Genomic DNA, 18,229 nt, shown 5'->3' with positions numbered 1-18,229 from the left:
AAAAAGTCAGCAATTAGCCTTACACTAACTGCTGACTCTTATTTCATTTTTTCTAATTTGCTAATGTTCAAATTTGCTAATTATTTTCCTTTACCACCGATAGCAGGGTCTTTCATTCCCTCTTCAATCATAGTGTAGAATTGGTCAAGCTTAGGCAATACCACAATACGAGTACGACGGTTTAGAGCGCGTCCGTTAGCATCACCATTGCTTGCTAATGGCACGTAGTAGCTACGTCCGGCAGCGGTCATACGCTCAGGAGCAACTCCAAAGTCTTTTTGTAGAACACGTACAATCTCGGTAGCACGCATTACGCTCAAATCCCAGTTGTCACGAATACAACTCGTTTTGATGTTTACGTTATCGGTGTGTCCTTCCACCATAAACTCAAAGTCAGGTTTATTTTTAACCACTTTTGCAACTTTTTCAAGTACGCTCTTTGCGTTTTTAGAAATAGTGTAGCTACCACTGCTGAAAAGCATCTTATCAGAGATATTGATAAATACCACACCTTTTTCTACTTTGATGTCTACATCTTGGTCGTCTAAGTTACCCAACACTCCTTTGAGGCTTTGTACCAAGGCGAGGTTTATTGAGTCACGACGGGTAACAGCATCGCGCAAATTCTTGATAGTTAAATCTTTTTCACGCAAGCTTTCCAATGATTTTTCAAGGTTCTCAGCACCTTTTTGGGTAAGCGTAGTAAGGTTACCCATATTGTTGATGAGCTGCTGATTGTTCTCTTTGAGCAAGTCGTTCTGATTTTTCATACTCTCCAACTTGTGAGTCAAGTTGTTCTTTTCGTCTAAACACATATTGAGTTTTACGGTAGCAGTGTTTAGCAAATCCTCAGTCTGTTTGTTTCTTGCTTCTAATTCAGCATACTTCTTTTTGGATACGCACGATGTGGTAATTAATCCCAACACCGACATTGCGATAATAAATTTTTTCATATAGTTTATGTTTTAAAATTAATCAATAGGCAAATGTACGCCTTTTTTTATTATTGTGCAATAAAAATGCCAACTTTTCGTCTTATTTGCTTTTAGGCTTCTCTTTAGCCTTCTCTTTTCCTGCCTTATTCTCTTTTTTAAGCGACGGATTTGCAAGCAGATTTTCCTCCTCGTCTATCTCCTCAGGAGTCTTCATTCCCTTAATTTTCTTGGGTTTTATTTTCTTCTCCGCATCGCTAAAAATCTCTTCTTTACTGCGGATACGTTCATCACCTCGCCATATAAATTCCTTAAACTTGCGGTCGTTCACGTGTAATTTATCGTCTGGGTATAAATTCCCCGATGGTTGTGTAATAAACACCGTTTGTTGTATTTGCTGGTCTTTGTTTAAATAGAGCTTAATATGACTACAAGTCAGTTTGTTGATACCTACCAGCTCCTTAGCGTCGTTATACACGTAATAAATAGACTCGGTATTCTGCAAAAAGTCTATTTGTCGCAAAACATTTTTCTTGAATTTGCCATACAAGAACTTGCCTTTCACTTGGTTATAGCCATCGCCCAAACTGTCTTTCTCTACCACCAGTGCGTTGTTAAACACTTTCAAAGAGTCCAATTGCTCGGTCTTCGTATTGGCAATCAGGTGAATATTGTCACCCGTCATTTGGCTTTCGCCTGTCCACGCTACAGGTTTGCCCACCATTTGGGTCAGCCCATTAGCCTCGTCAGAGTGAATTGAATCGCACTTGGCTTGCATATCACTTTTGAAAATACGAGCATCGGGGTAAGCGCGAATCACGCGGTGTTGCGGTTTGCCAGTAACCAAAATGCGCTTGCCGTGCATATACATCGAGTCTTTCTCCACTAATGTGATTACCACTGCCTTTTTGGTGATAAACATCGAATCTTTTGCCTTGTGAATTTCGCCGTAATGCCCTCGTACAAAGGTCTTGTTTACCGTGTCCGAAATGAAGATATTGTTAGAGCCCGAAGAAAACTGACGGCGTTTATCAAAATACAAACTGTCGCCCACCAAGGTTTTCAGGTCGTATTCTATCTTGGCGTGCTTCATAAAATAACCCAATTGTCGACGCGTATCGTAAAAACCACGCTCGCAATACACTTTGTAGTCAGCGCCCACAATGGTAGTTTTGCCGTAAAAATAGGCGTTGCCCGAATTGTGATAATAGTCCAACACCTGCGAATTAACCGTAAAATCTCTATTGACAATCTTTACCGAATTGGTAAATTGGTTTTTCTTGGTCGTTACGTAATACTTTCCTGTTTTACTGGTGAGCTCATTTTCAGGGTCAGTAATTTTCCCGAAATTGTTGTAATAAGCCTCCTGAGAGTTGCGGTCGAAGAAGAGTTCTTGGGTTTCCAGCGTCATATTCCCATTGCGCAATAGCACGTTCTCGCGGGCTACAGCTGTTTTAGTATTCCCTTTATACGATACGTACTGACTGTTCATTTGTAGCGTGTCGCCTTGTTGTAGCACTACATTGCCGTGTGCAATCACCTCGTTTTTCTCCTCGTAGAGCACTGCCAAATCACACCACACGTCTAACCCTTGATGTCGAAACTGTACCCGTTGTCCGTCCGATTTAAAGATAGTAGCCCCAGGGTATTTCTCATTGTCAATCGTAAATTCCCCCCCGTAGATAATTTCGATACGGCGGGTCTTGCTATTGTCATTCTGAGCCCAAAGGTTAGTACAAAAGGTTAATAAACAAGTGAATAATATATAGTAATACGTTTTTTTCATTCAAATTCATTCCAATGATGGTGCAAAGATACGAAAATAATCATAAATGCCAATACATCTATGCCCCACACATCAATTTTTATACCATTCTCTTCCAGTTTACAGCCTTTACGGTTTCTATATTCCTCCTTTTTCGTCTCTATATACTTTCGTTTTTCCAGTCTTCTTCCTTCACCTAATTAACACTTTTTAACTTTTTAATTTCAGATATTAACCCCTCATTCTTAACTACTTATATACCCTTTCTATACCAATCGTCCAAGATTCGTATAAGCTTCCTATAAGCTTTCTATAAGCTAACTATACCATAACCCTATCTTCGATACTTTCCGATTTCCTCCGAGATTCTCCGATAACACACCTTTGAAATCCCCACTCTATTGAAAAAAATAAGGCAATGGTTTCTTACCATTGCCTTATTTTTTTAACTGTTAAAGATACAGAAAGCATAGCCTTTGTGGGTGGTCACACATTCCGAGAGCAATACTAATAATCTTATAATCATCATCTACTATTATAGAAGCCTGAAAAAAGACGCCTTTTTGATCTATATCATAAATATAAAATATATCTCCCCTATCAGACTTAGGAGGAGTTATTTTATCTTTCTTTAATTTTTTAGCACCTTCCTTAAAGTTTAGTATCTTATATCTATGTCCTTTCAAGGTTCGCTTTACAAATAACAGAAAATCTATCGCATTATCAATTTCCTCTTTTGTATAGGTTCTCGTAAGTTTTAACAAAGAGGAAAGTTTTGCAATATCTTCATTGTTCCTAATGGCACGTATAGTGTCATCATCAGTATTGAGAAGCGTATGTACATATTCCTCTACTACTTTTCGTTGTCTTGCCTCTTTATTAGGAGGGGTCATTGCTAATAAAGGCAGTATTAAAATTAGAAAGAATAACTGTTTCATATTAGCAACCATTTCCTTTACTTGCGGGAGCTTTTCCTCCACTTGTATTAATTTTACCTTTAAATGCTGGACTATTTCTTAGTGCGTTACCCAATACGCCAGGGGCAGAACCTCCTCCTCCTTTCCAAGTTCCTTTACAATAGGGTAAAGTGATATTTGCTAAGTTGGCTACAGATATGGCAAAATCAGTACAATTACTATAGCTTAAATTGTATTGACGACCATAAGATTTTTTAGATAAATCTATAATTTTTTGTAGCTGTTCTGGAGAAATCTCAGCCGAAAAAGAAACAGAAAAAGTATGCCTATCGTCTTTTCCTAGTACAGACGAAAAATTGTCATTAGTTACTGTTTTATATCCTGGTACATTGGGGTAAAATCCATAGGTATATTGGTTTTCTCCTTGTGTAATACCTATAAAAGTATGCCCTACATTTAATCCTTTTACAACTTCTCCTGTTCCAGGGATAGGCTCATCTACATAAATGGTTAATGTAGCACCTTTATTGAGGTCTACTGTGCTAAAGAAACATTTATTATCAGATATAGGGTGGTCAGGTCTATCAAGAACTGGAGCTTCTTCTTTTTTCTCTTTCTCTTCGTCATCTATTGTCCTCATATTTTTACTCTTCTTTCCTCCCTTTACGATGCCCACTCCTACATCACTACTGCTTGATCCTCCATTTCCTCCTCCTATGCCATTTTCACTGGGTTTGGGGTCTTTTTCTTTGGTGAAATTTTCATAGTTGTTTCCGTTATAGGTAGGATAAGAGCCATAATGAGCAGGTCTTGTGCCATAAACATTTACAGGCTCTAACTGAATAGGAGCGTCTCCTCCGTCTCCACTAGCTACTCCGCCTCCGCCTCCGCTTCCGTTTCCATTATCTAATCCTCCAGAGTCTTCTTTTTTACCGTCAACCTTGATAGAAGCTGGCGTTCCTTTGGTTTTCTTAGGCCTTTTTCTTCCCGTTGGTGTTACATCAGTATCTACTACAAGCCTATAATTTGCCTTAACTTTGGGTACTAACTGGTGGCTAATCACCCCATCGGTCATTCGGTAGGCTGAGATAAACTGTCCTTTGGGGGTAAATAAATAGAAATCGGCATTTACAATGCGGTTGTCGTTAGTAAGGCTGTCTGGCTCTGTAATAAAAAGGTATGGTTCAGTAACACCGTCTTCTTTTAAGAAGAGCATTTCGGCACTCAAATCACTACCTACAATAGTTATAGGTATTTTAGAATAAGCATCGCCTACGAGTGTTTGTGTTTGCTCAAAGTACCGCCAATCGGTTTCTAATTCAATAAACGGGTACTTCCTACGGCTTACGCTGTTGGCAGTGCGTTTCTGGTTTTCCGAAGCCTCAAAAAGACTCTTGGCTTCGTTTAAGCTCACTACCGCTTCTGGGTCTACGGCAGGAACAGGGTCTTGTTGTGGTGCCTCAGGGGCATCCTCACGTTGGCAATAAGTAAGTGCAAGAGCTACCAATGCCAGCATTCCGAATTTGATAATTTTATGACTCATTGTTTGTTTATTTTTGCACCAAAAGTATAATGTATTTCTTTAAAAGTCAATAGGCAAAAGTAAATTTTAACATTTCGTTCCTCCTTCAAACTTTGCTAAAAAATAGGGTAAATCCTTCATTTTAACATTTTTTTCTCAATCATTTTGCTCAAACATTGCTGAAAACTCAAAGTTTAAGTCAAATCATTGTATTTTTTTCAATAACACAAACTATAATATTTAACACATTTTAACTCTCTACAATCTGTAAATTTAACTTATATCTTTTCTAATTCTCACATTTCCTCATTTTCTAATTCTCCCATTTCCTCATTTTCTAATTCTCCCATTTCCTCTGCCCGTGCGACTCGCATCCCTTTAGCTTCAAATAAACCTTGATTGTCAAACTGATAAGTGTTGTCATTTTTTAGAGCTTGTCCCCCTTCGGGGGTTCGGGGGCTTTTGTCACTCGTCATTTTCACATTCTCACATTCTCTCATTAACACTAATCATTAATCATTAACCACTAATCATTAACCATTAATTTAAATTTGGTGGTTGAGTATTAAATTCGTACCTTTGCACTCTATTATATCACGTAGCAAGTAAATGAACAATAACACCCCCTATCATACTCCTGTACTCTTAACGCAAAGCATTGAGGGACTGAATATCAAAGATAATGGCACTTATGTCGACGTTACCTTTGGTGGGGGAGGGCATTCGCGCGAAATCTTAAAGCACCTCGGTAAAAACGGACGCCTCTATGCGTTCGACCAAGATGCCGACGCCCTTAATAATACCATCGATGATGAACGTTTTACTCTTATTCAGCAAAACTTTAAGTATCTGCGTCAGTATTTGCGCTTTTATGGGGTAACACAAGTAGATGGAGTTTTGGGTGATTTTGGGGTTTCCTCTCACCAGTTCGATGTAGCTGAGCGCGGTTTCTCTACTCGTTTTGAAGGTACACTCGATATGCGTATGAACCAGCAAGCTCCTCTTTCAGCCCAAGAAGTCGTCAATGAGTATGGCGAGATAGAACTCACTCATATCTTTTTTCAATATGGCGAACTGAAAAATGCCAAAGCGATAGCCCGTGCCATAATCAGTTACCGAGAGCAGAAACCAATACGCTTAGGCAGTGAACTACAAGAGGCAGTAAAAACTCTCTTGCCTAAATTTAAAGAGAACAAAGTGTTAGCACAAATCTATCAAGCCATTCGTATAGAGGTAAATGCCGAAATAGAAGCTTTGGAATCATTTTTGCTACAACTCCCTGCCGTAGTCAAGCCCCAAGGGCGTATCAGCCTTATCAGCTATCATTCGCTCGAAGACCGCTGTGTAAAACGCTTCATTCGAGACGGACAGTTAGAAGGAGCTCCTGAGAAAGATTGGTATGGCAATGTGTCAGTACCCTTTAAAAAAGTAGGCGGTCTCATCACTCCTGATGATACTGAAATAGCACAAAACAGCCGTGCTCGTAGTGCCAAACTCCGTATCGCCGAACGTTTAAACTCATAACTGAAAAAAAAATGGGAAAAGCCACTGATGAAATAAAGAATATATTGCGAGGAAAATTTTTGGTAGAAGGTAAAGAAGCTACCCGAAATTGGTTCTTCATAAGCTTTCTTTTTGCTTTGGGAGTTATAATGATAGCCAGCTCGCATATGGTAGACCGCAAAGTGCACCAAATAGCTAAGCTCAACGACGAAGTAAATGAGCTCAAGAGTGAATTCGTCGATGTGCGTTCGCGTTTGCAGAAAGTGCGTTTGGAGTCTTCGCTTTTAGAACAATTAGAAAGTAAAGGACTCAAACAACCCGAAAAACCACCACAAAAAATAAAGGCAATTGTAGAAGAGTAATCTTTGAGATAATAGATAATACAAGTAGAAAGAAGCATTGGAAAAAAACGATAAAAAGATAACATCGCGCACTTATTTGGTAGCCATTATGATGCTACTGATGATAGGAGTCATTGCGGTAAAGCTCATAAAAATACAAATTGACGGTGATGAGTATCGCGCCAAAGTAGACGAAACTACCTTGCGAGAAGCTGATATTATCCCCAGTCAAGGTAATTTGTATTCTGATGATGGTAGCTTGCTTGCCACTTCGGTAACTCGGTATGATATCCGTTGGGACGGTATTGCGCCTTCCAGAGCTAATTTCAATAGGTATGTAAAACCCCTCAGCGATTCGCTTTCGCGTATGTTTGGAAAACCCAATAGCTTTTACTTAAATCTCTTTAAAAAAGAACGTAGCTTAAAGAATCGTTATATGCTCGTAGCCACTAATCTGGGTTATAGCGAGTACTCCCGAATCAAGAAATTCCCCCTCTTCAATAAAGGTCCTTATAAAGGCGGTATTATCGTCGAGCGCAATATAAAACGCGAATATCCATTAGGAGGGATTGCACACCGCAGTATCGGCTATGCCCGTACTGATGAAACAGGCTATACTACCCGTGTAGGTTTGGAAGGTGCTTATGCCAGCTATTTGTTAGGAACCAAAGGTCGACGCGTAGAACAAAAAATAGCACAAGGACAGTGGAAACTTGCCAGTGGTTTTAATATCATCGAACCTAAGGACGGCTACGATGTAGTGTCTACTATCAATATCAATATCCAAGATATCGCTCACCACGCTTTGCTTACACAACTTAAAAAATACAAGGCTCATCACGGTTGTGTGATAGTAATGGAGGTGAATACAGGTGAGATAAAAGCTATTTCTAACTTAGAACTGAATACTAGAAACGATACATATTCTGAGCGTTATAACTTTGCTATTGGTGAAGCACACGAACCTGGTTCAGTCTTCAAACTAATGACGGTAGTAGCCGCTATGGAAGCCCGCAATATCGATACGACTTATGTGGTAGATATCAAGGAAGGAAAACAACAGTATTACGATAAGACTTTTCAAGACTCTCAACATAGGTTTACAGGAAATATAAGTCTGAACAAAGCTTTTTCGGTCTCTTCTAATGTCGGAATGACTGAACTCGTGCATAGTCTCTTTTCAAAGTCTCCTTCTGATTTTACTACCAAGCTCATTCAAATGAACCTAAATCAACCCTTAGGCTTACCTATTTTAGGTGAAGGGATTCCCTATATTCCTACACCTCGCGACAAAATATGGAGTGGGGTAACGCTTGAGTCAATGGCAATAGGTTACTCCGTAAAGATTACACCTTTGCAAAGCTTGGCTTTCTATAATGCAATTGCCAACGGGGGAGTAATGGTCAAACCCCGAATGATAAAAGAAGTAAAGGAATGGAATAAAACAGTAGAGAAGTTTAATGTGGAGATTATCAATGGTAAAATATGTTCTAAACAAACAGCCGACCGTGCCAAGGGACTATTGGCTAATGTAGTAGAACGTTCCTACGGTTCAGGGCATCGCCTCCATTCTCCCGATTTCTCAATGGCAGGTAAAACAGGTACAGCCCGTAAGAACTATGCCAGTGCCGATAAGAGTAAGCTTAGCTATATATCCTCATTTGCAGGCTTCTTTCCTGTTGATAACCCTAAATACTCTTGTATAGTGGTAATTCACGAACCCGATAAGAGTGTAGGTTTCTATGGTGCCGATGTATCAGGACCTGTATTTAAGAGTATTGCTCATAAAATCTATACCAATTCGCTGTTGATGGATACGGTAGAAAACGTAGATAAAATATCAGCGAGTACTACTACAAACTACGAAGATTACTACGCCAAAGCTGCTAAGTACAAAACCATAATGCCCGACCTTAGTGGTATGAATGTAATGGACGCTGTTGCTCTCTTGGAGAATATGGGCTTACGAGTGAAATTCTCAGGTGAAGGTAAAGTAAGCGCACAATCAGTTGCCAAAGGTACTAAAGTGCCCCGCAATATAGTAGTGGTGTTACAATGTGGCAAATTAGAGAATTAACATTATGGACTTAAAAACATTACTTAAAAACATCACTATAAAAACTTCCCTTTATGTGGAAGATAAAGATATCACCTCCGTTTGCTTCGACTCTCGAAAGATCGAAAAGGGAAGTATGTTTGTTGCCATCACGGGTACGCAATCTAACGGACACGAATACATAGACCAAGCTATACACAGTGGCGCTACTGCCATTGTATGTGAGCAATTACCTCAACAGCCCTTGCCTGATGTGAGCTATATAGTAGTCCCCAATAGTCATAGTGCTTTAGCCTTGATTGCCGCTAACTTCTACGGTAATCCTTCCGAAAAACTCACCTTAGTAGGTGTTACAGGAACTAACGGAAAGACTACCATTGCAACACTTCTCTACCAATTGTTTAGAAAAGCAGGACAAAAAGCGGGGTTGCTCTCCACAGTGGCGATATACGTAGACGATCAGCGTTTTGAAGCTACTCACACCACCCCCGACCCTCTACAACTGAATCATTATCTGCATTTAATGGTAGAACAAGGGGTGAAATACTGCTTTATGGAAGTAAGCTCTCACGGTATCGACCAGCATCGTACCGAAGGGCTACAGTTTGCAGGAGGTATCTTCACTAACCTCACCCGCGACCACCTCGACTATCACAAAACCTTTGCCGCCTATCGCGATGTAAAAAAGCGCTTCTTTGATGCGTTACCCGCTACTGCTTTTGCCTTAGTAAACAACGATGATAAGAATGGGGCTTTTATGCTACAAAATACCAAAGCCCAGAAGAAAACATATGCGCTCAAAACTCACGCAGATTATAAGGCATATATCATCGAGAGCAGATTTGACGGCTTGCTGTTGCGTATCAATCAGCACGAGGTATGGACAAAACTCATAGGTGAGTTTAATGCCTATAACCTTTTGGCGGTATATGCTACAGCTACTCTATTGGGTATTGACGAACTCGAAGCGCTTACTCTTATCAGCACCATAGAACCTGTGGCAGGACGTTTTCAGTATGCAGTATCGGCTACGGGAGTGATTACCATAGTGGATTATGCTCATACCCCCGATGCTCTTGAAAACGTTCTGAAAACTATCAACGATATACGCACTCACAACGAGACCCTCACTACTGTAGTGGGCTGTGGGGGCAATCGCGACAAAGGCAAACGCCCTATAATGGCAGATATCGCTACAACCCTCAGCGATAATGTAATCCTCACTTCCGACAACCCGCGCAACGAAGAACCTGAGACGATTCTTTCCGAAATGGAACAAGGGGTACAGCCACAACATTTCCACAAAGTACAAACCATCACCGACCGTCGTCAGGCAATACAATCCGTTTGTAAGAACGCTCAAAAAGGTGATATTATCCTCATCGCCGGTAAGGGACACGAAACTTACCAAGAAATAAAAGGTGTTAGACACCATTTTGATGACTTTGAAATCGTACGGGAATACTTGGAGCTCTATAAGAAATAAGATTAGGTTTTAAGAGGGAAGTTTTTAAGTATTTACATCATTATAAAAATAAACATTTCCAAGAACTTAAAGCTCTTAGAAAAGTTTATTATGCCACTACTTTGTTTTAAGATTTAAATTGTGTATATTTATTTTCCTTATACGACGTTCATTAAAATAAAAAAAGCTCCAACAAAGTTGGAGCTTTTTTCGTGACCTCGACAGGATTCAAACCTGTAACCTTCTGAGCCGTAATCAGATGCGCTATTCAGTTGCGCCACGAGGCCATTGTTGTTCTTGTTTTACGGGTGCAAAGGTACGACCTTTTTTGAAACCTGCAAACTTTTTCACAACTTTTTCACAAATTATTTTTTTCTTACTTTACTTGCACTCTCCAGCCGAAGGGGTCTTCCGCCTTGTTATACTGAATGTTAAGTATTGCTTGTTTGATTTTATCGGTATATAATTCAGCAGGGCGATTTACGCTGTAATCTTTGCCTTTATAGCCAAATCCAGATATAGGGCTAATCACAGCTGCCGTTCCACAACCAAATGCTTCTTTCAATTCACCTTTTTCAGCAGCTTCGATAAGTTCGGTTACTTTCACGGGGCGTACTTCGGTTTTGATACCTAATTTTTCGGCTATTGCAATGATACTTTTACGAGTTACCCCATCGAGAATACGTTCACTAGTAGGGCAAGTAACAAGGGTGTTACCAAAACGGAACCATAGGTTCATTGTACCTGCTTCTTCTAAGAATTGGTGTGTAGCATCGTCTGTCCACATTACTTGTTGATAGCCTTCATTGGCAGCTTCCTGAGTAGGGAAAAACTGACCTGCGTAGTTACCTGCTGCTTTAGCAAAACCAAAACCTCCATTAGCAGCACGGCTGTAATAGTCGGCTATTTTTACTTTTACATCGCCTTTGTAGTAAGCTTGTACAGGGGCAGTAATAATCATAAAAAGGTAGTTTTTAGCAGGAGCCGCTTGCACACCAGCAGTAGTAGCAATCATAAATGGACGCAAATAGAGGGCATTGCCAAATCCAGGTTTTATCCACTCACTATCAATATCTACAAGAGTACGGAGTGCCTTATCAAACCATTCTTCAGGAAACTCAGGCATTGCCAAGCGTGAGCAGGATTTATTGATACGTTTGTAGTTTTCTTGCGGACGGAATAGAAAAACGTGTCCGTTGTCGTCCTTATAAGCTTTCATTCCCTCAAAAACAGCTTGTCCGTAGTGGAATACGCTTGCCGAAGGTTCAAGGGTTATAGGAGCATAAGGTTTGATGGTTGGGTTTTGCCACTGTCCATCTTTGTATTCGCAGATAAACATATGGTCAGCAAAAGTTTTACCAAAACTCAGTTTTGAAAAGTCTATCTGGTTAATACGACTTTCTTTTACTTTTTCAATCTTTAAATTCATATTGTTTTAGTTTTTGATTTTGTCTAAATTTTTGTCAAAGGTACAAAATATTTTTTAACTTTGTCGCGTAAAACACAAAAATCTTTACCTATATTTTTCAACACACTAACTATTAAACGATTACTTGTTATCTTTTATCTTTCACCTGAATAATGACTCACGAACTTATAAAAACCTCTGATGGCTCTACCAGCTTTTATATTCCACAGTTGGACGAGACCTATCACTCAGTACACGGCGCGCTTCAAGAAACTCAGCACGTGTTTATCAAAAACGGATTGCAACTGTTTGACCATCAAAGCATCTCTATCTTAGAAATTGGCTTTGGCACGGGGCTTAACGCTTTGGCTACTTACAAGGAACACGAATCTTTGCAACTGAATATTCGTTACGAAACGGTAGAAGCCTATCCGCTTTCGTGGGACGAAGCCTCACAGATGAATTTTTCGCAATTGCTGAACGATGTTACATTCACTTCTGTCTTTGAACAAATGCATCGCTGTATCTGGAACAAACTCATTACCCTATCACCCTCTTTTAGTTTCAAAAAGCGATTACAACGTTTTGAAACTATTAGTGATGTCGATAGTTTTGACCTTATTTATTTCGATGCTTTTGGGGCGCAAGTACAACCTGAATTGTGGCAAGAAGCTATTTTCCAACAAATGTACACTGCCCTTAAACAAGGAGGCTATTTGGTAACCTACGCTGCCAAAGGCTCTGTACGCCGTGCGATGCAAGCTTGTGGCTTTACGGTGGAGCGATTGCCCGGACCGCCTATGAAAAGGGAAATGTTACGCGCTCACAAGGATTAAAGCCTATATGTCCGTTTTCTACATACAAAGGAAAAGGTATATTGTTTGTATACAGCGTTCCCGTGCCTAAGCCTTGGGGCATTGGGTTGCGAAGTGTGTACGTCCATTGTGCAATGGCATTGAGCCCTATATTGCTCTCCAAAGCCGATGTTACCCACCAACCTATACCCAATGTTTCGGCGAGGGTTATCCATTCTTCAGAACCACTATAACCTCCTATGAGAGAAGGTTTTAAAATGATATACTGCGGTTGTATCTCTCTCAGAAGTCGTTGTTTTTCTTCCCTTGTAAATATCCCTATTAGCTCCTCATCAAGGGCGATAGGCAGAGGTGTTTGCTCACATAGTTCAGCCATCGCTTCCCACTGTCCTGCGCGTATAGGTTGCTCAATAGAGTGTAATTGCAAAGTAGCCAAGCGTTCTAAATACCTCAGTGCCTCAGTTGCTTGAAATGCACCATTAGCATCTACCCGTATTTCTATATCGCTTGCCGAAAACCCATTGCGCAAGGCTTTCAAGATACGGTATTCTTCTTCAAAGTCAATCGCTCCTATCTTCATTTTGATACAGCGAAAACCCTGAGCGAGTTTCTTTTTTATCTGCATTTTCATAAAGTCGGGAGAGCCCATCCAAATGAGTCCATTGATAGGTATAGCGTCTTTTCCCTTCGTAAAGTTCGAAGAAAAGAGCTCGTACCACTGTGGAGCTACTACCGACCTAAATGCTTGTTCCACCCCAAATTGTATAGACGGAAAAGTCTTGAGCTCTTCTAATAAAGCCTTTTCTCCCAAATGCAGGTGTTGTTCTACCCATTGCAGTTTTGCTTCATAATTAGGTACATCATCAGCACTAAGTCCACGAAAGAGGTTGCATTCTCCTATGCCTTTTTTGCCCTCTTGTTCTATTACTAAAAAGAAGGTTTCTTTGGAGGTAAGAACCCCTCTTGATGTCCCCGAAGGACGTTTAAAATTGAGAATGTGTTTAATCATAATTTGGTGCGAGTCGCACGAGCATTTTATCAATTTGCTAATTTTCTAATTGCTAACTACTAATTTTCTATAGTTTTTATCTATTTGTATCAATTCGACTGTGGTATAAGTATCAGGCAAGTATTTTTCAACCTTTTCCGCCCATTCAATAAAACACCAATCGCCCGAATAGAGGTATTCTTCGAAGCCAATATCAAAAGCCTCTTCCTCATTTTTGATACGGTAAAAATCAAAATGGTAAATACGACTATCAGCACCTTCATAAGGGTTCACAAGGCTAAAAGTAGGGCTGCTCACATTATCGGTACTGCCTAAGGCACGCACCAAGCCCTTGATGAGTGTTGTTTTGCCAAATCCCATTCCTCCTCTAAAAATCACCACTTTGCAGTGTAAGTGAGGAAGAAGTTTTTTCGCAATTGTATTGATATCTGCTAAAGTGTAGGTAAATTCCATAACGTTATTTTTGAGGGCAAAGGTAGCAAATAATTGCGAATGACCTCCGTTCGACATTGAAAAGAATTTTTAATGTTATATACAGAAATCTTAAAAAATCAAAAAATGGAAATTAACTGAATTGTATAAATTATATTATTTTTAACTATTGTATATCAAGTGTTTATATACCCTTTCTATACCAATCTTCCAAGATTCGTTCAAGCTTCCTATAAGCTTCCTATAAGCTAAGTATAAGTTATCTCCTAAATTTAAAAGTTCTTTTTATTTTAAAAAATATTCTTTTTCTCTTTTTTGTTTTCAAAAACTTTCGTATCTTTGACCCAAAATTAGTAGTTACTAATTGTTATTGTCAATTATTCATTGAATATGATATATATAGAATTATTAATCGTGCTCCTCGCTATCTTTGTAGGAGCCAGAGTAGGAGGTATTGGGCTCGGTATCTTCGGTATGATAGGTTTAGGAATTCTGGTTTTTTGTTTCGGACTCAAACCTGGTAATCCGCCTATCGATGTAATGCTTATCATTGTAGCAGTTATTACAGCGGCTGCTACCTTGCAAGCAGCGGGAGGTTTAGATTATTTGGTGAAGGTAGCCGAGAAAATTCTGCGCAGAAATCCCGCTATGATTACCTTCTTGGCGCCTGTAGTCTGCTACTTTTTTACTTTGTTTTCAGGTACAGGTCACATTGCCTATTCGCTTTTGCCTATCATCTCCGAAATTGCTACCGATAGCAAGGTACGCCCTGAGCGTCCGCTTTCTATATCGGTAATAGCTTCGCAACAGGCTATTACAGCCAGCCCTATTTCGGCAGCTACAGCCGCTTTACTTTCAGCTGAGCTCTTAGGTAGTAAAGGTATTACACTGGGCAATATCCTGATGGTGTGTATCCCCGCTACGCTCATAGGGGTGATTGTAGGCGCCATAGCTGTGAGTTTTATGGGCGTTCCTCTCGAAAAAGACCCTGAATACCAACGCCGTTTACGTGAAGGTCTTTTAGAAAAAGAAAGTCATACCGCTTCGCAAATGACCGGTAAAGACCTGCAAAGAGCCAAAACGTCAGTGATTATATTCCTTATAGGAGTCCTCTCTATCGTACTTTTTGGTTCTATTGATACCTTGCGTCCATCTTTTGAAGTAGGAGGTGAGAAAGTACAGATGGGAATGACCCAACTCATCGAAATTATAATGATGTCTATCGCTGGCTTGATGATTATTTTTGCTCGAGTAGACATCAATAAAGCAGTAAAAGGTTCGGTATTTATTGCAGGTATGCAAGCCGTGATAGCTATTTTTGGGATTGCTTGGATGGGAGATACCTTTTTCAATGGCAATATTGAGTTCTTCAAAATGCACATCGAACAAATAGTTACTCAATATCCTTTCCTTTTTGCAGTAGCTCTTTTTGTAATGTCTGTTCTTTTATTTAGTCAAGCCGCTACGGTACGAACTCTTTATCCGTTGGGGATTGCCTTAGGCATTCACCCAATGGCAATGATAGCAATGTTCCCTGCTGTGAATGGTTATTTCTTTATTCCTAACTATCCAACGGTAGTTGCCGCTATCAATTTCGATAGAACAGGCACCACTCGCATAGGCAAGTACGTGCTGAACCACTCGTTCCAAATTCCTGGTTTTGTAGCTACTATTGTAGCCATTGCAGTAGGTTACTTAATAATTATGTTTATGTGAAATATCTAATTTCTAATTCTTAACTTTCCATTTAAAACTAATAACTAAAATTATATATGATAACATTGATGAAAAAAATTGCCCTCTCATTGCTCTTAATGATGACTGTGGCAGTCTTTGCGCAACAAAAGCCAAAGATTCGTATTTTAGCTACTGGCGGTACTATCGCAGGAGTAAGTAAATCAAATACTGAAACCAACTATAAAGCTGGTGAGCTCGGTATTTATCAACTCTTGGAAGCAGTGCCCGAAGTGAAGAACGTAGCCAATGTAAGTGGTGAACAGATTGTGAAAATTGGTTCACAAGATATGAACGATGAGGTATGGCTCACACTTGCCAAACGCATCAACCAGCTCTTAAATAAAGAAGGATATGATGGAGTGGTAATCACTCACGGTACCGATACAATGGAAGAAACCGCCTACTTCCTTAACCTTACCGTACACAGCAAAAAACCTGTAGTAATGGTAGGAGCAATGCGCCCTGCTACCGGTATGAGTGCCGATGGCCCTCTAAACCTTTATAACGCAGTAGTAACTGCTGCCGATAAAAATGCTATGGGGCGTGGGGTAATGGTGTGTATGAACGACATCGTACTCGATGCCAAAGATGTGATTAAAACCAATACCACTGCTGTCGAAACTTTCCAAGGAGCTAACTATGGCAAATTGGCATACATTCACAATGGCAAAGTATTCTTTAACCGCACTCCTGAAAACAAACATACTTATCAATCTGTTTTCAATGTAGATAACCTTAAAGAATTACCTAAAGTAGGTATTGTATACAGCTATTCTAACGTATCCGAATTGCCAATGAAAGCCTTTATGGACGCTAAATTCGATGGTATTGTACACGCTGGAGTAGGCAATGGAAATCTTTATCACACTATCTTTGATTTGGCAGTAAAAGCAAGAGAGCAAGGCATTCAGTTTGTGCGTTCTTCACGCGTACCTACAGGAGCAACAACTCTCGATGCCGAAGTAGACGATGCTAAATATCAATTTGTAGCTGCGCAAGCACTCAACCCACAAAAAGCCCGTGTTCTATTGATGTTAGCACTCACTAAAACCAAAGATTGGAAACAAATCCAAAAATACTTTAATGAATATTAAGATTTAGTCTTTAATCGTTAGCTAAGTACTAACGATTAAAGACTAACAATTAACGACTAATTTATACTATGAAAAAAATATTATTGGCAATAAGCCTTCTGGTAGGAGGTGTTGCCACTGCACAACAAGATTTGCAAGACCAAATCAACCAATTGAGGGCAGAAATTGACCAGTTAAAAGCTACTGCTCCTGCGCCTCTACCTATGCCACAAGATGAAGAGGAAAACCCTATTCATAAGAAGTTTAATATGTACTTCAACTTTCAATCGAGCTTTGATCTTGAAAAAGTAAAAGACCAAGATATGACTGCTCAATTCAAAGCGCGCCAATTGCGATTGGAGGTTCGAGGTGATATTACCGACCGTATTTTCTACCGTTTCCGTCATCGTTTGAACAAATCAAATGCAGGAACTTCTTTGGATAATCTCGCCAAAGCTACCGATATGCTCTATGCAGGTTTCCGTTTAGACGATAAATGGGCACTCACTGCAGGTAAAATGTGCCAAGCGTGGGGAGGTTTTGAGTTTGACCTAAACCCAATGAACATCTATGAATACTCTGATTTCATTGAAAATATGGATAACTTTATGTTAGGAGCAATGATAACCTATGCCCCTAATAAAAACCACGAGTTCAATTTGCAGATTACTGATGTACGCAATGATAGCTTTGAAACACTTTATGGAACAGCTACGAATACTATCAATGCGAGCAAAGCACCTCTTACTTATATTTTTAATTGGAATGGTAACTTGTTTGACAATCTTGTCCAAACTCGTTGGGGAGGAGGTTTGCAAAGTGAAGCCGACGGCTATAACAATTGGATGTTGATGTTGGGTACAAAGCTCAATTTGCCTAAGTTCCAAGTCTTCTTTGATTATATGATGGCTAATGAACAATTGGATAGATTGAAATATACTCCGATGAGTAGCACAGTACTTGTAAAAGATGCCAAGTACAACAGTTTTGTACTAAAAGCAGAATATCAACCTATTCCTCAACTCAATATCTTTGCACAAGGCTTATACGAAACTGCTAAAAATGACCTTACTGATAATAAAATGACAGGTATAGGTTATTTTGCAGGGGTTGAATACTTACCTTTTGAAAAGCAAGACTTGCGGTTCTTCTTGGCTTATATAGGAAGAAGTCGTGAAAACAAGCTTACGAATGTAACTACTGATACCAATCGCGTAAGTATTGGTTTGATGTACCGTATTAAGGCATTTTAGT

Annotated in this window: 16 protein-coding genes and 1 tRNA gene; 8 read left to right on the top strand and 9 right to left on the bottom strand. The window is 39.7% G+C overall.

The window, feature by feature from the left end; all coding sequences use genetic code 11:
* Window positions 1-80 precede the first annotated feature (80 nt).
* The 5 genes from HMPREF1321_RS06925 to HMPREF1321_RS06905 form a co-directional block, all read right to left on the bottom strand.
* On the bottom strand, window positions 81-953 hold the full coding sequence (locus HMPREF1321_RS06925; protein WP_009421969.1) for a flagellar motor protein MotB: 873 nt from the start codon (window positions 951-953) through the stop codon (window positions 81-83).
* 82 nt (window positions 954-1,035) lie between these two features.
* Entirely contained in the window at window positions 1,036-2,718 is a 1,683-nt protein-coding gene (locus HMPREF1321_RS06920) for an OstA-like protein (protein ID WP_002671040.1), read from the bottom strand.
* Window positions 2,719-3,149: 431 nt separating this feature from the next.
* Window positions 3,150-3,635 (bottom strand): hypothetical protein, encoded by a 486-nt coding sequence (locus tag HMPREF1321_RS06915; protein ID WP_232205434.1) that lies wholly within the window; start codon window positions 3,633-3,635, stop codon window positions 3,150-3,152.
* Window position 3,636: 1 nt separating this feature from the next.
* On the bottom strand, window positions 3,637-5,157 hold the full coding sequence (locus tag HMPREF1321_RS06910; RefSeq protein ID WP_009421939.1) for a hypothetical protein: 1,521 nt from the start codon (window positions 5,155-5,157) through the stop codon (window positions 3,637-3,639).
* Between the two features lie 275 nt (window positions 5,158-5,432).
* On the bottom strand, window positions 5,433-5,612 hold the full coding sequence (locus HMPREF1321_RS06905; RefSeq protein ID WP_009421972.1) for a hypothetical protein: 180 nt from the start codon (window positions 5,610-5,612) through the stop codon (window positions 5,433-5,435).
* A gap of 133 nt (window positions 5,613-5,745) precedes the next feature.
* Between HMPREF1321_RS06905 and rsmH the strand changes: the two genes are divergently transcribed.
* From rsmH to HMPREF1321_RS06885, 4 genes are all read left to right on the top strand, one after another.
* A complete protein-coding gene (gene rsmH, locus HMPREF1321_RS06900; RefSeq protein ID WP_009421931.1) occupies window positions 5,746-6,660 on the top strand; it encodes a 16S rRNA (cytosine(1402)-N(4))-methyltransferase RsmH in 915 nt (304 codons plus the stop codon).
* An 11-nt stretch (window positions 6,661-6,671) separates the two neighbouring features.
* Window positions 6,672-7,001, top strand: coding sequence for an FtsL-like putative cell division protein (locus HMPREF1321_RS06895; protein ID WP_002671172.1), 330 nt, complete (start codon window positions 6,672-6,674; stop codon window positions 6,999-7,001).
* Window positions 7,002-7,089: 88 nt separating this feature from the next.
* Window positions 7,090-9,057 (top strand): penicillin-binding protein, encoded by a 1,968-nt coding sequence (locus tag HMPREF1321_RS06890; protein ID WP_410492494.1) that lies wholly within the window; start codon window positions 7,090-7,092, stop codon window positions 9,055-9,057.
* A gap of 4 nt (window positions 9,058-9,061) precedes the next feature.
* The gene (locus HMPREF1321_RS06885) at window positions 9,062-10,522 is read left to right on the top strand and encodes a UDP-N-acetylmuramoyl-L-alanyl-D-glutamate--2,6-diaminopimelate ligase (protein ID WP_034575839.1); all 1,461 of its coding nucleotides are present in this window, start codon (window positions 9,062-9,064) and stop codon (window positions 10,520-10,522) included.
* 192 nt (window positions 10,523-10,714) lie between these two features.
* Here the strand turns inward: HMPREF1321_RS06885 and HMPREF1321_RS06880 are convergent.
* Window positions 10,715-10,788, bottom strand: a tRNA-Arg gene (locus tag HMPREF1321_RS06880).
* Between the two features lie 89 nt (window positions 10,789-10,877).
* Window positions 10,878-11,930: a branched-chain amino acid aminotransferase gene (locus tag HMPREF1321_RS06875; protein WP_009421961.1), complete on the bottom strand. Its 1,053-nt coding sequence runs from the start codon at window positions 11,928-11,930 to the stop codon at window positions 10,878-10,880.
* A 152-nt stretch (window positions 11,931-12,082) separates the two neighbouring features.
* On the opposite strand from HMPREF1321_RS06875, the gene mnmD reads away from it, so the two are divergent.
* Window positions 12,083-12,745, top strand: a complete 663-nt coding sequence (gene mnmD, locus HMPREF1321_RS06870) for a tRNA (5-methylaminomethyl-2-thiouridine)(34)-methyltransferase MnmD (protein ID WP_009421945.1) — start codon at window positions 12,083-12,085, stop codon at window positions 12,743-12,745.
* Here mnmD and HMPREF1321_RS06865 read toward each other — a convergent pair.
* Together HMPREF1321_RS06865 and tsaE are read right to left on the bottom strand one after the other, a co-directional pair.
* Window positions 12,708-13,733, bottom strand: a complete 1,026-nt coding sequence (locus tag HMPREF1321_RS06865) for an o-succinylbenzoate synthase (protein WP_009421941.1) — start codon at window positions 13,731-13,733, stop codon at window positions 12,708-12,710. The two genes, mnmD and HMPREF1321_RS06865, sit on opposite strands and share 38 nt — an antisense overlap.
* Window positions 13,734-13,778: 45 nt before the next feature.
* Complete coding sequence (gene tsaE, locus HMPREF1321_RS06860) at window positions 13,779-14,243, bottom strand: tRNA (adenosine(37)-N6)-threonylcarbamoyltransferase complex ATPase subunit type 1 TsaE (RefSeq protein ID WP_009421960.1); 465 nt, start codon at window positions 14,241-14,243, stop codon at window positions 13,779-13,781.
* Between the two features lie 312 nt (window positions 14,244-14,555).
* On the opposite strand from tsaE, the gene HMPREF1321_RS06855 reads away from it, so the two are divergent.
* From HMPREF1321_RS06855 to HMPREF1321_RS06845, 3 genes are all read left to right on the top strand, one after another.
* On the top strand, window positions 14,556-15,881 hold the full coding sequence (locus HMPREF1321_RS06855; protein WP_034575835.1) for an anaerobic C4-dicarboxylate transporter family protein: 1,326 nt from the start codon (window positions 14,556-14,558) through the stop codon (window positions 15,879-15,881).
* A gap of 56 nt (window positions 15,882-15,937) precedes the next feature.
* On the top strand, window positions 15,938-16,996 hold the full coding sequence (gene ansB / locus HMPREF1321_RS06850; protein WP_009421940.1) for an L-asparaginase 2: 1,059 nt from the start codon (window positions 15,938-15,940) through the stop codon (window positions 16,994-16,996).
* A gap of 68 nt (window positions 16,997-17,064) precedes the next feature.
* On the top strand, window positions 17,065-18,228 hold the full coding sequence (locus HMPREF1321_RS06845; RefSeq protein WP_009421956.1) for a porin: 1,164 nt from the start codon (window positions 17,065-17,067) through the stop codon (window positions 18,226-18,228).
* Window position 18,229: the final 1 nt, after the last annotated feature.

This window comes from Capnocytophaga sp. oral taxon 412 str. F0487, from assembly GCF_000271925.1.
Classification (GTDB): Bacteria; Bacteroidota; Bacteroidia; order Flavobacteriales; family Flavobacteriaceae; genus Capnocytophaga; species Capnocytophaga ochracea.
Note: the sequence above shows the minus strand (reverse complement) of the source record. Positions and strands in the feature narration are given on the sequence as shown.